Raw genomic sequence first — 22,244 nt, 5'->3', positions numbered from 1 at the left:
AATCTCGTTCCGGCACTTGTCCCGTCCGCCGGGTGCAACGGTTCAGCGCAGCCAGGCCATGTTCGGCTGCGCGCTATGACTTTTCAGCTCCTTGCGCGTTTCGGATTCCACTTCCTTCAACAGCACCTCATACCCCCAGAGATTGGCGAGATTTTGCAACACCATAGCAGCATCGCCCTCATCCAGTTGCACGCCGTCCAGCACTGAATGCTCGAGGATCAGCTTGCGGTCCCCGGACAGGTCGACATCGACCACCTGTATGTCCGGCTCCTGTCGCCCGATTTCATATTCCCGCGCCAGCGATCGCCGGATACGGCGATAACCACGCTCGTCGTGAATGGCATCCACCCGCAGTTCCGAGTCGCCCTGCTTGTCGAGTATCTTGAACAGTCGCCATTGACGTATCAGATGCGGGCTGAGGAACTGCGAAACGAAGCTTTCGTCGCGGTAATTGGCCCAAATGTCCTTGAGCACTTCCATGGGGTCGCCCGATCCGGCGATGTCGCCGAACCATTCGCGATCCTCCTCGGTTGGCTCCAGGCAGATCCGCTCGATATCCGACATGATGCCAAAGCCCAGGGCATAGGGATTGAAACCGCCAAATTGCCCTGAATCATAAGTGGGTTGATAGACGACATTGGTATGGGACGAGAGGAATTCCATGAAGGCACCGTCGGTCAGCCATCCCCGTTCGTGCAGCGTCGTCATGATGCGATAATGGGTATAGGTCGCGGCGCCCTCATTCATCGCCTTGGTCTGGCGCTGGGGATAGAAATATTGGGCGATCAGGCGCACGATCCGCAATATCTCGCGCTGCCAGCTTTCCAGCCGAGGCCCCGTTTTTTCCAGGAAATAGAGGATATTCTCCTGCGGCAGTCCCAGCGCCGCGCGCCGGGCGTCGCTGGGGATCGCATCGGCTCTCGCCCCTGTCGGCACTGTCCGCCACAGATCGTCATAGATGCGATCGCGATAGGCCTGCCGTTCCGCTTCCCGTGCCGCCTCGGCCTTCAGATCCCTCGGCCGGACGCGCGGATAGCGATGCACGCCCTGGTTCATCAGCGCATGGGCGGCATCCAGCACCCGCTCCACCGGCAACTGACCATAGCGCTCCTCGCACTGCGCGATGTAGCGCTTGGCGAACTCCAGATAGTCGAGGATACCTTCCGCATCAGTCCATTGTTTGAAAACATAATTGTTCTTGAAGAAATGATTATGCCCAAAGGCCGCATGCGCGATGACCAGCGTCTGCATCGTCGCGCTGTTTTCCTGCATCAGATAATTGATGCACGGGTCGGAGTTGATGACCAGCTCATAGGCAAGGCCGCGCAGCCCCTTGCGGTACATCATCTCATTGGTGACGAACTGCTTGCCGAAGGACCAGTGCTTGTAGAAGAGCGGCATGCCGATAGAGGAATAGGCGTCCAGCATCTGCTCCGCGCTGATGATTTCTATCTGGTTGGGATAGATGTCGAGCTTCATTTCCTGGAGCGCGATGGGTTCAACCGTTTCATAGATGCGATTGATAAGCGCGAAATCCCAATCGCTTCCTGAAAACAGAGGGGCAGGTGCCAAAGCGACGGTCATGCCAATGCCACCATCATGAACTCCGCTCCGCCACGCCCTTGCGCTGAAACAGTTCGCGAAACACCGGATAGATTTCGCGCCGGTGATGCACCTTTCGCATCACGAAATTGCGGTTGGCGTCGCTCACAGGCGCATAGGCCTGCCATAGGCCGGTCGTCGTTCCGACCATCTCTATATCGGCGAATTCCTCTCGCCCAACCTCCAGATAGGCGAAATATTGGCTGAAGGGCAGGATCTCCTGCTGCATCAGACTGACCACCCGGCCATTGTCGGATTGCATGGTGTCACCGTCCGACGCCTGCGCCACATAGATGTTCCAATCATCCGGACGGAAGCGTTCCTGCACCACTTCGATCAGCTTCTCCAGCGCGCTCGACACCAGCGTGCCGCCCGTCACCGTGCTGTAAAAGAAGGTCTGTTCGTCAACCTCCGCCGCCCGGTCGGTATGGTGGATGAACACCACCTCCACATGCTCGTAGCAGCGCGACAGGAACAGATGCAGCAGCGCGAAGAAGCGCTTCGCCAGATCCTTCATATGCTCCGTCATGGAACCGGAAACGTCCATCAGGCAGAACATCACTGCCTGGGCCACGGGCTTTGGCACCGTTTCGAACCGGCGGTAGCGCAGGTCGACAGGGTCGATATAGGCGATCAGGTTGCGGCGCCGGATGATGGTCGATCGTTCCTCGCGCAGCGCTTCCAGACGAACGGCATCGTCGGGCGAGGGAGGATCGCGCGCCTCGATCAGCGCGATCTCCTCCTCGATCCGCGCCAGATCCGCGCCCTTGGGACGACGCAGGGCCAGTCGCCGCGACATGGCCTTCTGCATGGTGCGCGGGACGGACAGGTTGGAAGGGTTGCCGGCCGTCGAATATCCGGCGCGCCGGATACCATCGACCGCACCGCCTATCAGCCGTCTCTTGGCCAGATCGGGCAGTTCCAGATCGTCCAGGAACAGGTCCAGAAACTCCTCCCGGCTGAGCGCGAACTGGAAATCGTCATTCCCATCGCCCTGCCCGGCCTTCGACCCCGAGCCCGCGCCGCCGTCGGGGCGCTTGATCTTGTCCCCCTCCATATAATCACGGTTGCCGGGGAACACCCGTTCGCGGCTTCCCCCCTGCGCCGCGCGATGCAGCGTCGGTTCGTGGATGACATCGCGCTGGATGGAAATCTGGCCTTCCTTGTCCAGATCCTTGATGCTGCGATCCTTCAGGCTGTCGCGCACCGCCTGTTGCACATATGCCCTTGCCCGTCGCAGGAAGCGCTGCCTGTTGACCAGGCTCTTGCCCCCCGGATTCAACCGTCTGTCGACAATGTGCATGGTGCCCTATAGGCCCTCCATCAACCGGCCTGCTTCACGCGGATATACCATTCCACAAGTCGCCGGACCTGTCGTTCCGTATAGCCTCTTTCGATCATGCGCGCCACGAATTCATCGTGCTTTGTCGCGGTTTCGCCGTCCTTTTTCGATCCGAAGCTGATGACCGGCAGCAAGTCCTCGACCTGGCTGAACATCCGCTTCTCAATAACCTCGCGGATCTTCTCATAACTGGTCCAGGAAGGGTTGCGCCCGTCATTGCTGGCCCGCATCCTCAGGGCGAATTTCACAACTTCGTTACGGAAATCCTTGGGATTGGCGATGCCGGCGGGCTTTTCGGTCTTGGACAGTTCCTGGTTGATGATCTCCCGATCGAGAAGCTGCCCGGTATCGGGATCCTTGAAATCCAGGTCCTCGATCCACGCGTCCGCATAGGCGACATAGCGGTCGAACAGATTCTGGCCATAGTCATGGTAGGATTCCAGATAAGCCTTCTGGATTTCATTGCCGATGAACTCTGCATAGCGCGGGGCCAGTTCGCCCTTGATGAACTCCAGATAACGGGATTCCACCTCGGTGGGGAACTGTTCCTGCCGGACCATCCCCTCCAGCACATACATGAGGTGCACGGGGTCGGCCGCGATCTCATTGGTATCATGGTTGAACGTGGCTGACAGCGCCTTGAACGCGAAGCGGGTCGAAATGCCCGACATGCCTTCGTCCACGCCCGCCGCATCGCGATATTCCTGAAGGCTTTTCGCGCGCGGGTCTATTTCCCGCAGCATCTCGCCATCATAGACGCGCATCTTGGAGTAGAGGTTGCTGTTTTCATGCTCACGCAACCGCGTCAGCACGGAAAAGCGCGCCAGCATGTCCAGGGTCCCAGGGGCGCAGGGTGCCTTGTTGAGATCGGATTCCCTCAGCAATTTTTCATAGACGTGCCGTTCTTCTGTCGCCTGCAGGCTATAGGGAACCTTGATGACATAGATGCGGTCGATGAATGCTTCGTTGTTCTTGTTGTTCTTGAAATTCGCCCATTCCGATTCATTGGAATGGGCCATGATGATGCCGGTATAGGGAATGGCGCCGATATTTTCCGTACCGATATAATTGCCCTCCTGCGTTGCGGTCAGCAACGGATGGAGCATCTTGATCGGCGCCTTGAACATCTCGACAAATTCGAGCATTCCCTGGTTCGCGCGGTTGAGGCCGCCCGAGTAGCTGTAGGCGTCCGGATCGTTCTGCGAGAGCATCTCCAGCTTGCGGATGTCGACCTTTCCGACCAGCGAGCTGATGTCCTGGTTGTTCTCGTCCCCCGGCTCGGTCTTTGCGATGGCGACCTGCCGCATGCGCGAGGGCATCATGCGCACGACCCTGAACTGGGAAATGTCGCCACCGAACTCGTCGAGCCGCTTACGGCACCAGGGGCTGATCATGCCGGTCAGCCGCCGCCGGGGGATCGCGTAATTTTCTTCGATGAAGTCGCCATGCGTTTCCGCATCGAACAGCGCGAGGGGACTTTCGAAGATCGGGCTGATCTCCTCTCCCGCCTTCAGCACATAGATGGGATGAACCTCCATCAAGGCCTTCAGCCGCTCCGCCAGCGACGACTTGCCACCGCCCACCGGGCCAAGCAGGTAGAGTATCTGCTTGCGCTCTTCCAATCCCTGGCTGGCATGGCGCAGGAAGCTGACGATATGTTCGATCGTCCCCTCCATGCCGTAGAAGTTCCTGAAGCTCGCATAGCGCCGGATCGTCCGGTTCATGAAGATACGGCCCAGCCGTTGATCGCGTGAAGTGTCGATGATCTCCGGCTCACCGATCGCCGCGAGCAATCGTTCGGGCGCCGATGCATGCATCAGTGGATCATTGCGACATCCCAGCAGATAATCTTCGATGGACATTTCGGCCTGACGCCGATCATCGAACTTCCGCGTGAAGCTGGAAAACAGCTCATTCTTTGTCACTGGCGACTCCCGCTAAAGTAGCCATGGAATGTATATAGACCCTTATGGCCTGTAAAAACAGTGCAATACCATGCGCGCAGAGTAAAAAATTCGAATCTGTCCAATCTTTAATCCGCGCCTGTTGCAAGGAATTACGCAATGCTTGCCCGGCCGTGCAAAAACATTGCCGGCAACGATAGGGGCATTAATTTACGACCGACAAATATTGCCGCGCCGCTGTCATGCAGCATCTTCAAATCAGCGCGACGTTCCCCCGCCGCGATCCAATGCATAGTGTCACTTGAGGCCCGGAGAGGGAAGAGGGCAAAGAAGATAATCTCGCCAGAGCCGATTTGGTTCCGTTGCGTAACATGCTGCCCCGCCGGCGGAGGATTCACCCCCGCCCCGAGAACTGATGATCTCAAGCTCTCATATCGATCGTCGCGATCAGCCCGCCGTCCGACGCATTGACCAGACGGACCGACGCTTCAAAACTGAGCGCCAGCGATCGAGCGATGGTCAGGCCGATGCCCGTTCCGTGCCGTCCGCCCGGCTGTCCCGCCACGCCGCGCGTAAAGGGTTCGAACATCTGGTCCAGCTGATCGGGCGGGATGCCCGGACCGTGATCGCGCACCTCGATGAGCACGCGCCCGCCCTGTCTTGAGCAGCTGACGTCCGCGCTGCCGCCATATTTCACCGCATTGTTGACCAGATTGCTGATGCAGCGCGTGAGGGCATTGGGCTTGACCCGGACAGTGCCGCCGCATCCCGACAGGAACCGCACGGGTGATCCCAGATCCTGCGCATCCTCCGCCATGCTGGTGAGCAGCGAATCGATGTCGATCACCGACCAGTCTTCATGGGCTTCGGTGCTGGCCGCCAGATCCAGCCCTTCGCGGACCAGCGTCATCATCGCCTGGTGGTCCTGCAACAGCCGCCCACGCAGTTCCTCGTTTTCGACCAATTCCAGCCGCAAGCGCAGGCGGGTGAGAGGGGTCTGGAGATCATGGCTGATCGCCGCCAGCAACTGCGTCCGCTCCGCAAAACCCGCCCTTACCCGGCGCTGCATCAGATTGAAGGTGGACAGCGCAGCCCGCACCTCTTCCGGGCCCCGCTCCGGGATTTCCTCCGGATCGACGGATACCGAAAAGGCTTCCGCCGCCTGCTCCAGCCTACGCAGCGGCTTGGCGACAAAACGAGCCACGATGATGGCCAGTCCGGCCGAGGACATCAGGATCAGCAGCAGATAGATCGGCCTGGCAAGATTGCTCGACGGCTTCACGAGGCGCGGCAGGTAGAGCGCGAGCGAACGCCGCTCGCCCGTCCTGTCGGTAAAGCGGACGACCCAGCAATCGGGGCGCGGCGCGTCGATCAGCCCGGCCGCCCGATTGTTCGGATCGACCTTGCTTGCTGGAAAACAGAGACCGATGGGAACCTGGCCTGCTTCGGGGTTGGACTGCGGCCCGAAGCGCGCCTCCAGAGCGTCTGCCAGCGTCGGGTCGGGGTCCGTCAGAGCCACGCCCTCCGGCGCGGTCCGTGCGCCCATGATCTGCTGGTCTTTCAACATCGCCTCTATCTTCACCGGGTCGTGGCTCAGCCGCTGCGCGATGTCCGCCGCGCTTGCCACCACGCGCTGGAGACGCCAGCGCTCGAAGTCGAGATGCCGGGCCTGCTCCGCGACCAGCAGCGCCAGCACGGCGGCCACCGTCATGCCGACGGTCAGCAGCAGGAATATCTGGCCGACCAGCGACCGGAAGAAATTGCGCGCCCGCGCCACGACAGAGACCATCATGTGCCGATCAGCCAGTCATCATTCATAGGTCACCGTGCTGGCCAGCACATAGCCCTCCCCCCGCACCGTCAGGATCAGCCCGTCGCCGCCTGGACTGTCCGCCAGCTTCTGCCGCAGCCGGCTGACCTGCAGGTCGATGGACCGATCGAACGCTGCCGTGGCCCGCCGTTCGGGAACGAGCGCCTCGCGTGAGAGCACCACATTGGGGTCGTCGATAAAGCGGGACAACAGGCGAAATTCCGCAGAGGACAGCATGATCAACCGATCGTCGCTGGCGATCAGCCGTCGCTGGAAGAGGTCCAGCCGCCACGATCCGAAGCGCGCAATCCGCGCGGTTTTCAGCCGCGCCGGCTCCTCGTTCCGTGACCGGCGCAGCAGGTTGCGCACCCGCACCAGCAATTCCCGCGGCTCGAACGGCTTCGTCAGATAATCGTCCGCGCCCAGTTCCAGCCCCAGCACCCGGTCGATGGCGCTGCCCCGCGCCGTCACCATAATGATCTGGACACCGCTGCCCTGCGCCCGCAGGTCGCGGCACAGCGACAGCCCGTCGCCGTCAGGAAGGTTGAGGTCGAGCACGATGAGGTCGGCTTCATGTTCCGCCATCATCGCCCGCAATTCGCCAAGGCTGCCGGCCGCCAGAACCTCATAATGCTCCTGGGCGAGCTGGCCGACGATCAGACCCCTGATATCTTCGTCATCGTCGACGACGATCACGCGGAATGGGCGGGATGGCGGCATGTCGGGCATTGTCTCCTTCTAGTGGCGTTGACGCTGCGAGTCTGCGCTCGCCGCTGCGGTCGTTACATATCGATACAATCCGCTACAAAATGATCCAGCCGGATGAAAAGTCGCTCTACAATGCGACGCGCCTTGGATGGATTAGGGGGAGGTCGGCGCCGTTGACCGGAGCCGACCTTCGCCCGGCGCGCCCTTCCCTCCCCCTGCGCCGGGCGAAGTCCCTCCTTCCGCTGTGGAACCGCCTGTCGACCATGCTCAGCCGCCTCTCCGTCCTTCGGATCGCACCTGTGGCGTTCTGCATCCTGATCACCGGCTGCGGACATAAGGAAGCGTCGAAAAAGCCGCCTCAGGAGGTGGGAGTGGTGACGCTGGCGACTCAGGAGGTCACGGTATCGACCGAACTGCCGGGACGCACTGCATCCACCATGATGTCGGAGGTTCGGCCGCAGGTCGCCGGCGTCATCCAGAAGCGCCTGTTCACTGAAGGGTCGATCGTGAAGGCGGGGCAGCCGCTCTACCAGATCGATCCCTCGCTCTACCGCGCGTCGCGCGACGAGGCGCAGGCCGCATTGGCCAGTGCGCAGGCGACCGCCGCCGCCGCTCAGGCGAAGGCCAGCCGCTACCGTACGCTGGGTCAGAGCGAAGCAGTGAGCGCGCAGGACCGCGATGACGTCATCGCCACGGCCCGCCAGGCCGCCGCCGCCGTGCAGCAGGCGCGCGCCACGCTCCAGACCGCCGGCATCAACCTCAATTTCACGCAGGTCAGGGCACCCATCGACGGACGGATCGGCCGGTCCGCCGTCACGCCCGGCGCATTGGTGACGGCCAGCCAGGCAACACCCCTGGCCGTCATCCAGCAGCTCGACCCGATCTTCGTCGACGTGACGCAGTCCAGCGCCAAACTGCTCCAGCTGCGCCGCGCGCTCGCGGCGGGCAAGGCGTTGCCCGCCAGCGCGACCATCCGGTTGAAGCTGGACGACGGTACCGATTATCCGCTGGAAGGCCGCATCGAATTCGCCGAACCGATCGTCGATCCGGACAGCGGCACCGTCACGCTGCGCGCCCGTTTCCCCAACCCGGACGGCCTGCTGCTGCCCGGCATGTTCGTGCGCGTGGTCGCGCCGCAATCGGTGGTGCCGAACGCGATCCTCGTGCCCCAGCAGGGAATCAGCCGCGATCCGAAGGGCAATGCGACCGCGCTGGTCGTGGGCAGGGGAAACAAGGTCGAACGGCGCATCGTCACCGCTGCGCAAGCCGTGGGCGACAAATGGCTGATCACCGACGGTTTGCGTAAAGGCGACAGGCTGATCGTCGAAGGCACGGACAAGGTGAATCCCGGCGACACGGTGAAGGCCGTCCCGATCGACCGGGCCGCGAAATAAGGGAGCGGAACCTTGCTCAGCCGCTTCTTCATCGAACGTCCGATATTCGCCTGGGTCATCGCCATCGGCATCATGATGGCCGGCCTGGGCGCCATGCTGACATTGCCGATCGCGCAATATCCGGACATCGCGCCGCCGTCCGTCAACATCAGCGCCAACTATCCCGGCGCCTCGGCCCAGACCGTGGAGACCAGCGTCACGCAGGTCATCGAGCAGCAGCTCACCGGGATCGACGGCCTCATGTATTTCTCATCTTCGTCGACGGCCAACGGTCAGGCGCGGATCACCGTCACCTTCAACAAGGGCACCGATCCCGACACCGCGCAGGTACAAGTGCAGAACAAGGTGCAGCAGGCGCTGAGCCGGCTGCCCAATGCCGTGCAGCAGCAGGGCCTGACCGTTACCAAGTCGCAGAACGACTTCCTGATGGTGGTCGGCCTGTACGACCGCACCGATACGGCATCGCAGGCCGATATTGCCGATTATCTGGTCAATAATTTCCAGGATCCGATCGCTCGTATCGATGGCGTGGGTTCGTCGCAGATCTTCGGATCGCAATATGCGATGCGCATCTGGCTGGACCCCTATAAGCTCGCCACCGTCAAGCTGATGCCGTCCGACGTGCAAAGCGCCATCGCCAGCCAGAATGTCGAAGTGTCGGCCGGACAGATCGGTGCCGACCCGGCGCCGGAGGGGCAGCAGCTCAACGCCACCGTCACGGCCCGCGCCCGCCTGCAGACGCCCGAGCAGTTCCGCAACATCATCGTCAAGACGCAGAGCGACGGTTCCGTCGTCCGCCTGTCCGATGTGGCGCGGGTCGAACTGGGCAATGAAAGCTACACCTCCCTGGCCCGCCTCAACGGGCATCCGGCCTCCGGCATGGCATTGCAGCTTGCCCCCGGCGCCGACGCGCTCAAGACCGCCGAGCTGGTCAAGGCCAAGGTGGACGAACTGTCGAACAATCTGCCGCACGGCTACGCCGTCGTCTACCCGCGCGACACCACCCCCTTCATCAAGCTCTCGGTCGAGGAGGTGGTCCAGACCCTGATCGAGGCGGTCGGGCTGGTCGTCGTCGTGATGTTCCTGTTCCTGCAAAGCTGGCGCGCGACGCTGGTGCCCGCCGTCGCCGTTCCGGTGGTGCTGCTGGGTACGTTCGGCGTGCTGGCACTGTTCGGCTATTCCATCAACACGCTGACGCTCTTCGGCATGGTGCTGGCCATCGGCCTGCTGGTCGACGACGCCATTGTCGTGGTGGAAAATGTCGAACGCATCATGGAGGAGGAAGGGCTTTCCCCACGGGACGCCACCATCAAGTCGATGGGCGAAATCGGCAACGCCCTGGTGGGCATCGCGCTAGTCCTCTCTGCCGTGCTGCTGCCCATGGCCTTTTTCGGCGGGTCGACCGGCGTCATCTATCGCCAGTTCTCCATCACCATCGTCTCTTCGATGCTGCTTTCGGTGCTGGTCGCGCTGATCCTGTCTCCCGCTCTCTGCGCCACCATCCTGAAGCCGATTTCGCACGAGCATCGCGATCATGGCTGGACCGGCAAGTTCAACCGCTGGTTCAGCCGCGTCACCAACGGCTACATGACGCGCCTCCACGCCTTCATCGGCCGCCGGAAATGGTTCTGGATCGGCTATGCGGTCATTCTCGTTCTGCTCTGGCTGCTGTTCGTCCGCCTGCCGACCAGCTTCCTGCCCGTGGAGGATCAAGGCCAGGTGATGGTCCAGATCACCTTGCCCGCCGGCGCAAAATCCTCCCGTACGGCCGCAGCGGTGGAGCGCGTCCAGAATTATTTCCTGACCGATGAAAAGGACAATGTCGCCTTCGCCTTCATCGCCCAGGGCTTCAGTTTCGCCGGTCAGGGCGAGAACACCGCCCAGGGCTTCATCAATCTCGCCCCATGGGACGAGCGCAAGGGGTCGGCGAACAGCGCGACGATGATCGCCAACCGCGCCACCAGGCAATTGGCCGCGATCCGCGATGCGAAGGCGCTGGCCATGACCCCGCCGCCCATTCGCGGCCTGGGGCAATCCAACGGCTTCACCTTCGAACTGCTGAACACCGGCGGCCTCAGCCGTGACCGTTTCCTCGCGCTGCGCAACCAGCTTATGAAGGCAGCGGCGAGTGATCCCAAGCTGGCGGGCGTACGTGCCGCCACGCTGGAGGATACGCCGCAGCTCAAGGTCGACATCGACTCTGAAAAGCTCGCTGTGCTGGGCCTGACGCAAAGCAGCGTCGACAATGTCCTGAGCGCCGCCTGGGGCAGCACCTACATCAACGATTTCGTCGACCGCGGCAGGGTGAAACGCGTCTACATGCAGGCTGATGCACCCTATCGCGCGCTGCCGACGGACCTCGACAACTGGCAGGTGCGGTCCAGCACGACCGGTGAAATGGTGCCTTTCTCGGCCTTTGCCACCACCCACTGGACAATGGGTCCGACGACCGTGTCGCGCTATAACGGTCAGTCATCCTATGAAATCCAGGGGCAGGCTGCGCCCGGCGCCAGTTCGGGCGAGGCGATGGACGAGATGGTGAAGCTGCAAAAGCAGCTCCCTGCGGGCACCAGCTACGCCTGGAGCGGCCTCTCCTATCAGGAACAGCTTTCAGGTGGACAGGCGCCGTTGCTCTATGGCCTGTCTGTGCTGGTCGTTTTCCTCTGCCTCGCCGCACTGTATGAAAGCTGGTCGATTCCTCTCGCGGTGCTGCTGGTCATTCCGCTCGGCCTGATCGGCGCCGCGCTGGCGGTGACGCTGCGCGGTCTGGAAAACAATATCTACTTCCAGGTCGGCCTGCTCACAACCATGGGGCTGGCGGCGAAGAATGCGATCCTGATCGTCGAATTTGCAGAGCTCGCCTATCTGCAGGGCAAGGACGCCATGTCCGCCGCGCTGGAGGCCGCGCGCCTGCGCTTCCGTCCGATCCTGATGACATCGCTCGCCTTCATCGCGGGCGTCATCCCGCTGGCCACCGCCACCGGCGCCGGCGCACAGAGCCGCGTCGCCATCGGGACCGCCGTGGTCGGCGGCATGCTGACCGCGACCGTGCTCGCCATCTTCTACGTTCCCCTCTTCTTCCTGACGATCATGCGCATCTTCAGCCGCAAGGATCCGCCGCAACCCGCCGCTCCCGCTGCGGAGGTTCCGGCATGAAACGCACGCTCTTGACCCTGACTTCGGCTGCTGCGCTGTCGGCCTGCAACATGGCGCCAACCTATGTCCGGCCCTCGCCCCCGATTCCCGCCACCTTCCCGGCTGACGCCGCCTATCCGTCGGCGACCGCCACGGAAAGGCCGGGCCTGCCGTGGACAGCATTGATCAGCGATCCACGCCTCAAGGCGGTGATAGAGCGCGCCCTTGCCAATAACCGGGACCTGCGCGCCGCGCTCGCCAATGTGGAGGCCGCCCGCGCCCAATATCGGGTCCAGCGCGCCGCCCGACTCCCCACCGTCACCGGCTATGCCGCTGCCAGCTTCGCCCGCCGCAACGACGACCGCCAGAACAGCTACAGCGCCGATATTGGCTTCAGCGCGTTCGAGATAGACCTGTTCGGCCGGGTGAAGAACCTGAGCCGCGCAGCACTCGAATCCTACCTCGCGACGGAGGAAGGCGCGCGCGCGACCCGCATCACGCTGATCGCGGAAACCGCCACGGCCTACGCCACCTTGGCCGCTGACCAGGAACTGCTGTCGCTGTCCCGCCGGACCCTGGCGAGCGCCGAACAAACACTGGCCCTTACCCGTTCGCTGAATGGTGCGGGGCTGACCGGCAAGCTGGACGTGCATCAGGCCGAAACCACGGTGGAACAGGCACGCAGCGATATTGCCGCCAATGTGACGCAGGTGGCGCAGGACCGGAACGCGCTCGACCTGCTGGCGGGCGCACCGGTCGAGGACGCCCTGCTCCCCCAGTCGCTTGAAACGCTCACCGACGGCATCGCGAAGACGCCGGCAGGCCTCTCCTCCGACGTGCTGCTCCAGCGTCCCGACGTGCTGCAGGCCGAACATCAGCTGAAGGCCGCCAATGCCAACATCGGCGCGGCGCGTGCCGCCATGTTCCCGAAAATCAGCCTCACGGCCGCCATTGGCGTTGCGAGTTCGGCCCTCTCCTCCCTCTTCACCGGCGGCGGTTTCGCCTGGTCCGCCGCGCCTTCGGCCAGCATGCCGATCTTCGGCGGCGGCGCGCGCGGCAATCTCGACTACAGCAAGGCTCAACGCGACCTGTATCTGGCCCAATATGAAATGGCGATCCAGACGGCATTCCAGGAAGTGTCCGATGCGCTCGCGCGGGAGGGTACGATCGACGAGCAGCAGGCTGCACAGCAACGTCTGGTCCTCGCCAGCCAGCGCAGCTATGCGCTGGCCGAGGAACGCTATCGCGCGGGCATAGATACTTTCCTCAACAGCCTGACCAGCCAGCGGAGCCTCTACAATGCGCAACAAAGCGCGATCGCGACCAATCTGACGCTGATCGCGAACCGCATCCTGCTCTATCGGGTCATCGGGGCGGATTTCAGGGAAGAATGATACTGCTGCCGGCTCCCTTCGCTCGCGAAAGGCGCCGGCATGTCCTACCCTTTCAGCCTCAGCGGCAGTCCGGCCGCCATCAATATGACCTCATCGCACAGGGCTGCCATCTGCTGGTTCAGCCATCCTGACTCATCGCGAAACCGACGGGCCAGAACATTGTCCGGCACGATCCCCAAACCCACCTCATTGCTCACCAGAACGACAGGGAGGGGACAGGCCGCAATCGCCTCGGCCAGCGTAGCCCGCGCCTTCGCCACATCCGCTTGCGCCAGCATCAGATTCGTCAGCCAGAGCGTCAGGCAATCCACCATCACGGCGTCGGCCCGCAGCGCCGCTTCCGACAGGGCGGAGGGCAGATCCATCGGCGCATCGATCGTCCGCCAGCGGTTTCCGCGTTCGCTTCGATGGCGGGCGATGCGCTCCTCCATCTCCGGATCAAAGGCCTGCGCCGTCGCGACATAGGCCAGATCGCCAGTAGCAACAGCCTCGCATCGCTCCTGCGCAAAGCGGCTCTTGCCGGATCGACATCCGCCCAGCACCAGCATCCGCTTCATCCAACACTCTCCCATATCGCGGCCAGAACCCACAGCAGCAGGCAAGCGCGCAAGTAGATGCCGAGCGCCGTCCTCATGCTGTGGACGTCCGCCTCTCCGCCCGTCCCTATCCACGGCTTGTCGTGCAGAACGCCCTCATATTGGACTGGCCCCGCCAGCCGTATGCCGAGCACACCGGCCATCGCCGCCTCCGGCCATCCGGCATTGGGCGAGGCATGCCTCCGCCGATCCCGCCGCAGCACGGCCCATCCGCCACCGCCAGCGATGCACAGGATGACGCCCGAAAACCGTGCCGGCGCCCAGTTCAACAGATCATCGAAACGGGCCGCGGCCCAGCCGAAATCGGTGAAGGGCGCTTCCTTGTGCCCGATCATGCTGTCGGCCGTATTGACCGCCTTATAAGCCCATATTCCCGGCAGCCCGAGCAGCAACAGCCAGAAAAGCGGCGCCACGACGCCGTCGCAGAAGCTCTCCGCCAGGCTCTCTATGCCGGCCCGCGCCACACCGGCTTCATCCAGCGCCGCGGTGTCACGCCCCACGATCCGGGCCACCGCCCGCCGCGCGGCATCCAGTTCGCCTCTTTCCAAAGCGCGGACAACTGGCAGCACATGGACATAAAGACTGTTCTGCGCCAGCGCTGGCCAGGCGGCGAGCGCCAGCCCCAGCCAGGCCCAGGGGCCGCCCCAGCGGCGGATCGTCCATTCCAGCGCCAGACCCATGCCTCCTCCCGCGCCGAGCAACAGCAAGAGGAGGGCAAGTCCCGTCCAGCGACGTAGGCGGCCGTTCAACCGACCCTGGTTCCATCGCCGCTCCACAGTGCCGATGATCCGGGCAAAGCCGCCCACCGGATGGCCGATCCGCGCATGAAGCCAGCCTGGCCAGCCCAGTCCCGCATCCATCATCAGCGCCGTCACAGCCACCGGCTCAAACATCGGCCAAAGCCTGGTCCAGTCGGGCAAGGGCAGCTGCATCGGCGGGGAGGCCGAGCCGCAGCCAGCGCCTGTCCTCATCGAAGGGGCGTGTCAGGATTGATCGGCGCGCCAGCCTGTCGAACAGGGCCAGGCCGTCATCCACTTCCACCAATCGGAACAACGGGCATCCACCGTGCCCCTGCAATCCATGCCGCGCCAGCACGCCGTCCAGCTTCGCCGCCTGCTCCTCCAGGGTCACGACCGTCTCGTCGATCCAGTTCCGGTCCCGATAGGCCGCGGTGCCAAAGGCGATCGCCGCCGCGGAAACGGGCCATTCTCCCATCATCCGGCGCACCTGCGCGACAACGGCCCGCGGTCCGAGCAGAAAGCCCAGCCTCACCCCGGCCAGCCCGAAGAACTTGCCGAAGGACCGCAACAGGATCAGCCGCCGCTCGTCCCCCACCATGCCCGCCAGGCTGCATGCCGGCACCGCGTCCGCATAGGCCTCGTCAACGATCAGCCATCCTCCGGCATCTTCCAGCCGATCCAGCCATTGCAGCAGGCGGGCTGGCGGCAGGATGCGGCCATCAGGGTTGTTGGGATTGGCCAGCAGCAGCGCCATAGCTTCGCGGGGCGGCTCCTCCCCTGCGCGCATGGGGGCGCCCTGGGCGAAAATCTCCCCATGGGTGCGATAGCTGGGCACCAGCCAGCGGCCGGGCATGTCCAGCATCCGTCCGACCAGCCGCAATCCCGCCTCGCTGCCCGGCAGGGTGCAAAGATGGTCGGGATGAACCCCGAAGCAGGCCGCCGCCATTGCCTCCATCGCCGCCAGATCATGCGGATCGGGCAAATGCCGCCAGTCGACGGCCAGATGATCGCCCCCAGGCCATGTGAACGGGCTGATCCCGGTCGAAAGGTCGATCCAGTCATCGCCGCCATAAAGGGCGCGCGCATCAGCCAGGCGGCCGCCGTGGGATGTGAAGGCGCTCATCGCGCCGACACCATCGCCAGCAACAGCGCGCTTTCCAGCAATTCGATGCCCGCGCCATGCCCGTCACCTGAAATGCCGCCGACCCGGGACCGCAACCATAGTCCCCAGAGCGGAATCAATGGGATCGCCGCCAAAAGGGCGGGTTCCCGAAGACACGCCACCAGCGCCAGCATCGACCAGAGGACACACGGTTCCGGCCGCCAGCCTGCGCGAAAGCGGCTCGCCAGCCCTTCGTGAAGCGGCGGCAACCAGCGCGTCCAGAATAACGGTCCGATACGCGCCACCATCGCCACGACAGCGAGCATCCAAAGTGGAAAGCTCTCCAACCACGACCGCAACAGCACCAGCTTGGCCAGCAGTTGCAGACCGATGGCGACCGCGCCGAAGCTGCCGATATGCGGATCGGCCAGCACGGCGGACAGGCGCGTCCGGCCGCCATGCGCTGCCCCTGCCGCATCTGCTATATCGCCCAGTCCGTCGAGATGCAGCGCGCCGGTCACCGCGACCCAGGCCACCAGTCCGGAAAGAGCGCCCACCCATGGATCGATCCGCATCCCCAGCCCGGCGCCGCCCGCCACGATCAGGCCGACCGCCATGCCGGTTGCCGGCAACCAGCGGATCGCGGCCGCGAAATCATGCTCATCCACATTCAGGGCGGGCAATGGCAGGCGCGTCATCAATTGCATGGCCAGGACCAGCCGCTTCATGTGATCAGGCCCATAATCTGTGCCGACCGGCTCTCCGGCCAAACCCGCAGGCTCAAAATCGCGCCATAGGGCAGATCCACCGCCCATCCCTGCCTCACGTCAAAGCCGCACAGCACGGCCAGCGCCGCCCGCATCGCCCCGGCATGGCAAACCACCAGCGCCGGCTCACCAGATGCGCTCAGCGCCTCGCCGATCCGGGTGCAGAGGCCAGTCCAGCTTTCCCCACCCGGCGGCGGAAATCGATCCGGATCATCCCAAAATCGCGCCAGGTCGTCCGCCGGAAGGCTCGTGGGGTCCGTCCCCTCCCAATCCCCGAAATTCAACTCCCGCCAGCGCGCATCCACCCGGTGTTCGATTCCGCGCTCCGCCGCGATGACGGCGCCCGGCACTCGCGCTCTGGCGAGGTCCGATGTCACCAGCCGGGCGAAATCCAGCCCCCGCGCCCGCTCGACGCAGAGGGCGATGCCCTCCGTTTCCGGCGGTGCGTCCAGATGACCGAGCAGACGCCCGGCAAGCTGCGGCGCGCCATGCCGCATCAGATGGAGGGAAAAGGCGCTCACAGGGCGCTGGCCACCGCCGCTTCGGCAAAGCTCGCCATGTCCCGATGCGCGGCAAGGGCGGAGCGGACGATCTGCGCCGCGACCGCCGCACCGCTTCCCTCGCCCAGCCGCATGTCGAGCCGCAGAAAAGGTTCCAAGGCCAGCGCAGCCAGGAGTCGCTGATGCCCTGTCTCCGCCGACAGATGGGCCGCCAGGCAGTGGCCGGTGATCGCCGGATTATCCTTCGCCAGCGGCGCGACCGCCGCGCAACCGATAAACCCGTCCAGCATCACGGGAACGCGCCGCATTCGCGCCGCCAACACCGCTCCGGCCAGCGCCGCGATCTCTCGCCCGCCCAGTCGCCGCAGGGTTTCGAACGCATTGATGCACTGCCCTCCATGCACGGCGAGTGCCCGCTCCACCGCATCGGCCTTGCGTATCAATCCCTCGCCGTCCACGCCCGTGCCGCGCCCGATCCAATGACCCGCCGGACCGCCGAATGCCTGGGCGCAGAGCGCCGCGGCCGGCGTGCTGTTGGCAATGCCCATTTCGCCCAGCAGCAGCAGGTCCAGCCCCGCTTCCACCACCGCCGCGCCCGCATTGATCGCGGCCAGGCAATCGGCCTCGCTCATGGCGGCCTCGACACAGATGTCGCCCGTAGGCCTGTCCAGATCGATCGCGACCACGGTTAGTTCCGCCCCACAGGCCTGGGCCAGCGCATTGATTGCCGCTCCGCCATGACGGAAATTCGCCACCATCTGCGCGGTCACCTCGGCGGGATAGGCGCTGACCCCCCGCGCGACCACGCCATGATTGCCCGCGAAGATCGCGGCGCGGAGGCGCTCCGCCACAGGCCGCTCCCGGCCCTGCCAGCCAGCCATGAACAGGGCGATTTCCTCCAGTCGCCCCAAGGAACCGGCGGGCTTCGTCAATATGGCCTGCCGCGCCGCTGCGGCATCGATGAACTCTGCATCCGGAGCCGGCAAATCCTTCAGCGCCACGGCAAAGGCCATGCTGTCGCTGAACCGGATCATGAGCAGACAAAACCTTCGGGCGGCGTCCGGACGATGAAATGCCCCTTAACGCCCTGCGGCCATTCGGCATAGCGCACCACGCCCTCTTCGCTTTCGGCATGGCGCACGGCATAATCGAGGATCGCGCGCGCGGCGTCCTCATCCGGAGTGAAATCGCCCAGCACATAGCCGACCTTGCCGGTCCCGCGCACATGCACCGTGCAGTGGCGCTGACAAGCGAAGAGGCAGGGCATGTCCTGCACGGCGATGCCCGCATAGGCGGAATCGCCGTCGCGTATCTTCTGCATCGCCTGCGCCAGCAAGGCGCCGCCCCGCCGCCCCGCCGCATCCTCCCGTTGTTCCGCCGAAAGGCGGCAGGTCGAACAAACGACCACCGAAGCCCCAGGCCCCACAGGCCGCAACATCAGCGATGGTCCCGCAAAAAAGTCATATCATATCCTCCAGCCCCGACGGCATATGCCCTGTCGGGAACCGCGCGGGAGAGGACTGGCCGGCATCGGGCAGGCGACAGGACTCCCCTGCACGGCCGCGCCGGCAAGGCGATGACTGTCGCTCGGCGAGGATATCCCCGTTCGTCCGGCACACCCTGTCCGGCCGAAGAACGACCGCGTCAGGCAGGTCTCCTGGCTCACGGGTCGACGCTTTCCGGCCGCCTTCTCGAAACCTTTGGTTCCAATGGCGCGATGGCTGGATCGCTCGCCGCTTACAGTTGCAGGGGCAGCGCGGGCGTTCCACCCGACTTCCCTTTTCATCCCCTGACGGGGAACCTGTCGCACTGGCGCTGATAAGACTGCATTCGCCCGATCGCAAGGTCGTAAAAGGCGAAGAATTCACCGACCCGCAGCGGTGCGCCGATTTGCGATGGTTACACTTCTCTTCACTCGCCCGAACTGCTATCATCGCACGTAATGAGGGAGAGGAACCATGGCGATTCTGACGCGATGGATGGATTGGTTCTGTCAGTTGTTCGCATGCACCGCTGAAAATGAAATGCGGGTCAACGGCCTGATTGCACATGTTTCTTCCGACAGCGACGACCGTTAACATCCCATAGCGAACGCGGCTTGTCGAATTCGTCGCCATGGATGGAACGGCAAGTTTCCTTCGCGTGTATTATGGCCATGTTGGCCAATGATTTCGGTACCACGCTCATCCGCCTTTTGCTCGCAACCCTGCTGGGCCTTGCGCTGGGATTTGAGCGGGAATGTCACGGTCATGATGCGGGCCTGCGTACCCATGGACTGGTGTCGCTGAGTTCGGCGATGCTGACTTTGTCAGCACTGGAACTGGCGGAAGCCCATCAGGACAGCGATCCGATCCGCGTCGTTCAGGGTCTTGCCCAGGCAATCGGCTTCATTGCAGGTGGCCTCATCTTCGTGCGCGGCGGCGATGTGCGCAACATGACGACGGCCGCCAGCCTGTGGATGGCGGCAGCCGTCGGGATCACGGCAGGAGCCGGCCAATATGTGCTCGTGCTTGCAGGATCGCTGATCGCGCTGGTCCTGCTGTCCCTGCTCCTCCTGATCGAAAAGCGCATGGGTCGGCGCGAGAAGAAGGCGGACGACCCGGAAAGCGGTTCCGTCACCATGCCCAATCGTCGGGGGTCGACGGTCCCCAAGCGTAACGGCTGAAGGGCCCCACCGCATCGCCGCCTTCAGCGACACCTCCGTTGCGCGCATGGTCGCGATAGGAGAAGAGGCGAGCGACGCGGGCGGAAACCCTTGTTGCGATTCGCGCCATGATATGGTGCAGGGTTCGCTCCCGAACCGCTTGAGGAAAGAGCAATGAGCAAGGATATCATCATCGCCGGCTATGCCCGCACCCCGATGGGTGGCTTTCAAGGCGCGCTTTCCGGCGTTTCCGCGCCGGAACTGGGCGCCGTGGCGGTAAAGGCGGCGGTCGAGCGTTCGGGTGCCGCGCCGGAAGCCATTGACCGCATCTATATGGGCTGCGTCCTGCCCGCCGCGCTTGGGCAGGCGCCCGCCAGACAGGCGGCGCTTGGCGCAGGTCTCCCACAGTCCGTCGAAGCGACCACCGTCAACAAGATGTGCGGTTCCGGCATGCAGGCGGCGATCATGGCCGCAGAAGCGCTGAGCGCGGGAACCGTCGATATCGTCATTGCGGGCGGCATGGAGAGCATGACCAATGCACCCTATGCCCTGTCCAAGCATCGCTCCGGCGCGCGCATCGGCCATGACCGGATCATCGACACGATGATGATGGACGGGCTGGAGGACGCCTATGACCGCGGCAAGCCCATGGGCGCCTTTGCCGAGGATACGGCCCGCGACTATCAGTTCACGCGCGCGGAGATGGACGCCTATGCGGTCGAGAGCCTCGCTCGCGCCAACGCCGCGATCGCCAGCGGCGCCTTCGCTGGGGAAGTTGTTCCGGTGACGGTCCGGACGCGTGGCGGCGAGGTCCAGGTCGACAAGGACGAGCAGCCCGGCAATGCCAGGCCCGAGAAGATTCCTTCCCTGAAGCCTGCCTTTGCCAAGGACGGCGCGATCACGGCGGCGTCCTCCGCCTCCATCTCGGATGGCGCGGCCGCGCTGGTGCTGACCCGTTCCGACGTCGCGGAGAAGCTGGGCCTCGCAAGAGAAGCGCGCATCGTCGCCACCGCAGCCCATGCCCATGCTCCCGCGCTGTTCACGACGGCCCCGGTCTTCGCGATCCGCAAGGTGCTAGATAAGGCTGGCTGGTCCTCTGGTGAGGTCGACCTCTACGAAGTCAACGAGGCATTCGCCGCCGTCGCGATGATCGCGATGCGCGACCTCGACATCCCGCACGACCGCATCAACGTCAATGGCGGCGCCACTGCGCTGGGGCATCCCATCGGTGCTAGCGGCGCGCGGATCATTGCCACGCTGGTGGCGGCCTTGAAGGCGAGAGGCCTGAAAAAGGGCGTGGCGGCACTCTGCATCGGTGGCGGCGAAGCGACCGCCGTCGCCCTCGAAATACTGTAGGCGAGAGGGAAGGAAATATTGAAGGATCGGCCCCGTCCGCCCGGACGGTATCTTTTCCAACCCATGTCTCTTTGGTTCTGAATGCTTCCATGGCGCAACACGCCGCCATGGAACGTCCTGCGCGCAACTGAAATTCTCTCTTCAGTCGGTGACCAGAGCCATGGAGCAAGTCGATGCTCGAACATATTCCCGCCTGGATGGGCAGGAACTTCGCCAATGTCCGCGCAGGCCATGAAAGGCTGATCATCGTCAGGACCGGATTGCAAGAAACGGCGCCGATGATTCCCTTGTCCAGCCCGCCTTTCGCCGCCAGGGCAGGCTGAGCGTCGTCTCCCATCCTACCCGTCCGGGCTCAGAGCGATCCGCACAAGGGCGCGCAGCGTCGGAGCCTCGTCCGCCCCGCGCCATGCCAGGCCCGTTTCCAACACAGGCGCCTCGTCCGCCAACGGCAGGTAGCGAACGCCCGTTCGCGCCAGATTGCGGAGCGAGGCGGGAACCAGTGCCATTCCCATTTCGGCGGACACGAGGCTGATGATCGTCTGCATCTGGATCGCCCGCTGGCGCACATGGGGTTCCCGTCCCATGGCCCGATAATGGTCGACGACCAGGTCGTGGAAGGTGGGCGAAACATGCCGCGGGAAAAGCAGCAGCGGCTGGTCAAGCCAGTCCTCCCCGGCCAACCTGCCGTCCTTGACCGGCAGACGCCCGTCCTCCGCCCAATTTTCCGGCACGGCCGCCACCAGCGGCTCTCTCAGCAACGGGCGATAGTCGATGGCGGCGGGCAGGCCGGAGGCAGGCGGGATCAGCAACCCCGCGTCCGTTCGCCCTTCGACCAACGCCTCCACCTGAACGTCGCTCGTCGCTTCCATCAGTGTCATGTCCACCTCTGGAAAGGCATGGGCATAGCGCCTCACCAGTTCAGGCAGAATGCTGTAGTCAGCCGAACTGACGAAGGACAGGGCCAGTCGCCCGACCGTCCCTGCCCGCAAGTGCCGCGCCACGGCAGCCAGATCGGTCACGGCGCCCACCGCCGGCCGGACATGTTCCAGCCATTGGCGGCCGAAGGGAGTCATCGCCACCTGACGCTTTGTCCGGATGAAGAGAGGCGCACCCAGTTCGCGTTCCAATGCCATGATCGACTGGCTGAGTGGCGGCTGCGTCATGCCCAGCCGCTCAGCGGCACGACCGAAATGCAATTCCTCTGCCACGGCAAGGAAATGGTTGAGCTGGCGCAGATCCATTTTATTCAT

General features: G+C 63.9%; 19 protein-coding genes and 1 riboswitch. Of the genes, 6 read left to right on the top strand and 13 right to left on the bottom strand.

All coding sequences use genetic code 11. The features are described 5' to 3' along the window. Positions 1-42: 42 nt before the first annotated feature. The 5 genes from MRBLMA1_RS07980 to MRBLMA1_RS07960 all read right to left on the bottom strand — a co-directional run bounded on the left by MRBLMA1_RS07980 (position 43) and on the right by MRBLMA1_RS07960 (position 7,387). Positions 43-1,584 carry a SpoVR family protein gene (locus MRBLMA1_RS07980; RefSeq protein WP_363735987.1) on the bottom strand — a complete coding sequence of 514 codons (1,542 nt, stop codon included), beginning with the start codon at positions 1,582-1,584 and terminating at the stop codon, positions 43-45. Positions 1,585-1,597: 13 nt separating this feature from the next. Continuing rightward, positions 1,598-2,905, bottom strand: coding sequence for a YeaH/YhbH family protein (locus MRBLMA1_RS07975; RefSeq protein WP_363735986.1), 1,308 nt, complete (start codon positions 2,903-2,905; stop codon positions 1,598-1,600). Between the two features lie 20 nt (positions 2,906-2,925). Next, positions 2,926-4,869 carry a PrkA family serine protein kinase gene (locus MRBLMA1_RS07970; RefSeq protein ID WP_363735985.1) on the bottom strand — a complete coding sequence of 648 codons (1,944 nt, stop codon included), beginning with the start codon at positions 4,867-4,869 and terminating at the stop codon, positions 2,926-2,928. A 400-nt stretch (positions 4,870-5,269) separates the two neighbouring features. Beyond that, positions 5,270-6,640, bottom strand: a complete 1,371-nt coding sequence (locus MRBLMA1_RS07965) for an ATP-binding protein (protein ID WP_363735984.1) — start codon at positions 6,638-6,640, stop codon at positions 5,270-5,272. A gap of 18 nt (positions 6,641-6,658) precedes the next feature. Next, positions 6,659-7,387, bottom strand: a complete 729-nt coding sequence (locus tag MRBLMA1_RS07960) for a response regulator transcription factor (RefSeq protein WP_363735983.1) — start codon at positions 7,385-7,387, stop codon at positions 6,659-6,661. A gap of 242 nt (positions 7,388-7,629) precedes the next feature. Between MRBLMA1_RS07960 and MRBLMA1_RS07955 the strand changes: the two genes are divergently transcribed. The 3 genes from MRBLMA1_RS07955 to MRBLMA1_RS07945 are packed head-to-tail and all read left to right on the top strand — an operon-like array spanning position 7,630 to position 13,289. Beyond that, a complete protein-coding gene (locus MRBLMA1_RS07955) occupies positions 7,630-8,760 on the top strand; it encodes an efflux RND transporter periplasmic adaptor subunit (protein ID WP_363736869.1) in 1,131 nt (376 codons plus the stop codon). A 12-nt stretch (positions 8,761-8,772) separates the two neighbouring features. Next, the gene (locus MRBLMA1_RS07950) at positions 8,773-11,916 is read left to right on the top strand and encodes an efflux RND transporter permease subunit (protein WP_363735982.1); all 3,144 of its coding nucleotides are present in this window, start codon (positions 8,773-8,775) and stop codon (positions 11,914-11,916) included. Continuing rightward, positions 11,913-13,289, top strand: a complete 1,377-nt coding sequence (locus MRBLMA1_RS07945) for an efflux transporter outer membrane subunit (RefSeq protein ID WP_363735981.1) — start codon at positions 11,913-11,915, stop codon at positions 13,287-13,289. Before MRBLMA1_RS07950 ends, MRBLMA1_RS07945 begins: the two co-directional genes overlap by 4 nt. A 44-nt stretch (positions 13,290-13,333) precedes the next feature. Here MRBLMA1_RS07945 and cobU read toward each other — a convergent pair whose 3' ends face one another. From cobU to MRBLMA1_RS07910, 7 genes are read right to left on the bottom strand one after another with little or no spacing between them, the layout of a single operon-like run. Next, positions 13,334-13,837 (bottom strand): bifunctional adenosylcobinamide kinase/adenosylcobinamide-phosphate guanylyltransferase, encoded by a 504-nt coding sequence (gene cobU / locus MRBLMA1_RS07940; protein WP_363736868.1) that lies wholly within the window; start codon positions 13,835-13,837, stop codon positions 13,334-13,336. A gap of 5 nt (positions 13,838-13,842) precedes the next feature. Continuing rightward, positions 13,843-14,778, bottom strand: coding sequence for an adenosylcobinamide-phosphate synthase CbiB (gene cbiB, locus MRBLMA1_RS07935; RefSeq protein WP_363735980.1), 936 nt, complete (start codon positions 14,776-14,778; stop codon positions 13,843-13,845). Then, entirely contained in the window at positions 14,771-15,748 is a 978-nt protein-coding gene (locus MRBLMA1_RS07930; protein ID WP_363735979.1) for an aminotransferase class I/II-fold pyridoxal phosphate-dependent enzyme, read from the bottom strand. The genes cbiB and MRBLMA1_RS07930 overlap by 8 nt, the downstream gene beginning before the upstream one ends. Next, positions 15,745-16,455, bottom strand: coding sequence for an adenosylcobinamide-GDP ribazoletransferase (locus MRBLMA1_RS07925; RefSeq protein WP_363735978.1), 711 nt, complete (start codon positions 16,453-16,455; stop codon positions 15,745-15,747). The genes MRBLMA1_RS07930 and MRBLMA1_RS07925 overlap by 4 nt, the downstream gene beginning before the upstream one ends. Next, a complete protein-coding gene (locus MRBLMA1_RS07920) occupies positions 16,452-17,015 on the bottom strand; it encodes a histidine phosphatase family protein (RefSeq protein WP_363735977.1) in 564 nt (187 codons plus the stop codon). Before MRBLMA1_RS07920 ends, MRBLMA1_RS07925 begins: the two co-directional genes overlap by 4 nt. Next, positions 17,012-18,028 carry a nicotinate-nucleotide--dimethylbenzimidazole phosphoribosyltransferase gene (gene cobT / locus MRBLMA1_RS07915; protein WP_363735976.1) on the bottom strand — a complete coding sequence of 339 codons (1,017 nt, stop codon included), beginning with the start codon at positions 18,026-18,028 and terminating at the stop codon, positions 17,012-17,014. The genes MRBLMA1_RS07920 and cobT overlap by 4 nt, the downstream gene beginning before the upstream one ends. Further along, positions 18,025-18,432, bottom strand: coding sequence for a DUF1636 domain-containing protein (locus MRBLMA1_RS07910; protein WP_363735975.1), 408 nt, complete (start codon positions 18,430-18,432; stop codon positions 18,025-18,027). The genes cobT and MRBLMA1_RS07910 overlap by 4 nt, the downstream gene beginning before the upstream one ends. Before the next feature lie 192 nt (positions 18,433-18,624). Further along, positions 18,625-18,814: riboswitch (cobalamin riboswitch) on the bottom strand. A gap of 335 nt (positions 18,815-19,149) precedes the next feature. Here MRBLMA1_RS07910 and MRBLMA1_RS07905 point away from each other — a divergent pair. From MRBLMA1_RS07905 to MRBLMA1_RS07895, 3 genes are all read left to right on the top strand, one after another. After that, positions 19,150-19,659, top strand: a complete 510-nt coding sequence (locus tag MRBLMA1_RS07905) for an MgtC/SapB family protein (protein WP_363735974.1) — start codon at positions 19,150-19,152, stop codon at positions 19,657-19,659. Between the two features lie 153 nt (positions 19,660-19,812). Beyond that, positions 19,813-20,994, top strand: coding sequence for an acetyl-CoA C-acyltransferase (locus MRBLMA1_RS07900; RefSeq protein WP_363735973.1), 1,182 nt, complete (start codon positions 19,813-19,815; stop codon positions 20,992-20,994). A 173-nt stretch (positions 20,995-21,167) separates the two neighbouring features. Continuing rightward, positions 21,168-21,317, top strand: a complete 150-nt coding sequence (locus tag MRBLMA1_RS07895; protein ID WP_363735972.1) for a hypothetical protein — start codon at positions 21,168-21,170, stop codon at positions 21,315-21,317. A gap of 15 nt (positions 21,318-21,332) precedes the next feature. Here MRBLMA1_RS07895 and MRBLMA1_RS07890 read toward each other — a convergent pair whose 3' ends face one another. After that, complete coding sequence (locus MRBLMA1_RS07890; protein WP_363736866.1) at positions 21,333-22,235, bottom strand: LysR family transcriptional regulator; 903 nt, start codon at positions 22,233-22,235, stop codon at positions 21,333-21,335. Positions 22,236-22,244 lie beyond the last annotated feature (9 nt).

It is taken from the genome of Sphingobium sp. LMA1-1-1.1 (assembly GCF_040676365.1).
Lineage (GTDB): Bacteria > Pseudomonadota > Alphaproteobacteria > Sphingomonadales > Sphingomonadaceae > Sphingobium.
The sequence above is the reverse complement of the archived record's forward strand: the minus strand, read 5'-3'. Positions and strand labels throughout refer to the sequence as shown.

What these genes read in the sequence shown, in the direction of transcription:
- MRBLMA1_RS07980 (WP_363735987.1), bottom strand. Translation starts at nt 1,584, where the DNA reads ATGACCGTCGCTTTGGCACCTGCCCCTCTGTTTTCAGGAAGCGATTGG.
- MRBLMA1_RS07975 (WP_363735986.1), bottom strand. Translation starts at nt 2,905, where the DNA reads ATGCACATTGTCGACAGACGGTTGAATCCGGGGGGCAAGAGCCTGGTC.
- MRBLMA1_RS07965 (WP_363735984.1), bottom strand. Translation starts at nt 6,640, where the DNA reads ATGATGGTCTCTGTCGTGGCGCGGGCGCGCAATTTCTTCCGGTCGCTG.
- MRBLMA1_RS07960 (WP_363735983.1), bottom strand. Translation starts at nt 7,387, where the DNA reads ATGCCCGACATGCCGCCATCCCGCCCATTCCGCGTGATCGTCGTCGAC.
- MRBLMA1_RS07955 (WP_363736869.1), top strand. Translation starts at nt 7,630, where the DNA reads ATGCTCAGCCGCCTCTCCGTCCTTCGGATCGCACCTGTGGCGTTCTGC.
- MRBLMA1_RS07945 (WP_363735981.1), top strand. Translation starts at nt 11,913, where the DNA reads ATGAAACGCACGCTCTTGACCCTGACTTCGGCTGCTGCGCTGTCGGCC.
- cobU (WP_363736868.1), bottom strand. Translation starts at nt 13,837, where the DNA reads ATGCTGGTGCTGGGCGGATGTCGATCCGGCAAGAGCCGCTTTGCGCAG.
- cbiB (WP_363735980.1), bottom strand. Translation starts at nt 14,778, where the DNA reads ATGTTTGAGCCGGTGGCTGTGACGGCGCTGATGATGGATGCGGGACTG.
- MRBLMA1_RS07930 (WP_363735979.1), bottom strand. Translation starts at nt 15,748, where the DNA reads ATGAGCGCCTTCACATCCCACGGCGGCCGCCTGGCTGATGCGCGCGCC.
- MRBLMA1_RS07925 (WP_363735978.1), bottom strand. Translation starts at nt 16,455, where the DNA reads ATGAAGCGGCTGGTCCTGGCCATGCAATTGATGACGCGCCTGCCATTG.
- cobT (WP_363735976.1), bottom strand. Translation starts at nt 18,028, where the DNA reads ATGATCCGGTTCAGCGACAGCATGGCCTTTGCCGTGGCGCTGAAGGAT.
- MRBLMA1_RS07910 (WP_363735975.1), bottom strand. Translation starts at nt 18,432, where the DNA reads ATGTTGCGGCCTGTGGGGCCTGGGGCTTCGGTGGTCGTTTGTTCGACC.
- MRBLMA1_RS07905 (WP_363735974.1), top strand. Translation starts at nt 19,150, where the DNA reads ATGTTGGCCAATGATTTCGGTACCACGCTCATCCGCCTTTTGCTCGCA.
- MRBLMA1_RS07900 (WP_363735973.1), top strand. Translation starts at nt 19,813, where the DNA reads ATGAGCAAGGATATCATCATCGCCGGCTATGCCCGCACCCCGATGGGT.
- MRBLMA1_RS07895 (WP_363735972.1), top strand. Translation starts at nt 21,168, where the DNA reads ATGCTCGAACATATTCCCGCCTGGATGGGCAGGAACTTCGCCAATGTC.
- MRBLMA1_RS07890 (WP_363736866.1), bottom strand. Translation starts at nt 22,235, where the DNA reads ATGGATCTGCGCCAGCTCAACCATTTCCTTGCCGTGGCAGAGGAATTG.